The 755-nt window shown below is 71.5% G+C and carries 1 pseudogene; it reads left to right on the plus strand.

Going from position 1 to position 755, the window contains the following annotated elements:
- A pseudogene (locus CKO28_RS27790) lies at positions 1–755 on the plus strand (class II glutamine amidotransferase); the annotation flags it as partial.

Genomic DNA, 755 nt, shown 5'->3' on the forward strand with positions numbered 1-755 from the left:
AAGCTGCGCAACCTGGCCCAGCGGCTGGAGGAGGCGCCGATCGAGGGCACGACCGGGATCGGCCACACCCGCTGGGCGACCCACGGCCGGCCGAGCGAGGGCAACGCCCACCCGCACGCCAACGCCCACGTCGCGGTGGTGCACAACGGCATCGTCGAGAACTTCCACGAGCTGCGCCAGGAGCTCGAGGCCGACGGCGCGGTGTTCGAGACCGAGACCGACACGGAAGCGATCGTCCACCTGATCACCCAGGAACTGAAGCGCCAGGCCTCGCCCAGCGCGGCGACGGCGGCCGCGCTCAAGCGCCTGGACGGCGCGTTCGCGCTCGCGGTGCTGTTCGCCGGCCGGCACGACATGATGATCGGCGCGCGGCGCGGCAGCCCGATGGCGGTCGGCTACGGCGACGGCGAGATGTACGTCGGCTCCGATTCGCTGGCGCTGGCGCCGCTGACCAACCGGATCACCTACCTGGAGGAGGGCGACTGGGTCGAGCTGACAGCCGAGGGCGCGACCATCCACGACGCCAGCGACGAGATCGTGGAGCGGGCGATCAAGCAGACCTCCGGCTCGGGCGCGATGATCGGCAAGGGCGACTACCGCCACTTCATGCAGAAGGAGATCCACGAGCAGCCGGCGGTGATCGGGGACACGCTGCACGCCTTCCTGAACCCGCTGCGCCGGGAGGTCACGCTGCCCGAGCTGCCGTTCGACCTGGGCCGGCTGCCGCGGGTGACGATCACCGCCTGCGGCACCGC

The organism is Rhodovibrio sodomensis (assembly GCF_016583645.1).
Lineage (GTDB): Bacteria > Pseudomonadota > Alphaproteobacteria > Kiloniellales > Rhodovibrionaceae > Rhodovibrio > Rhodovibrio sodomensis.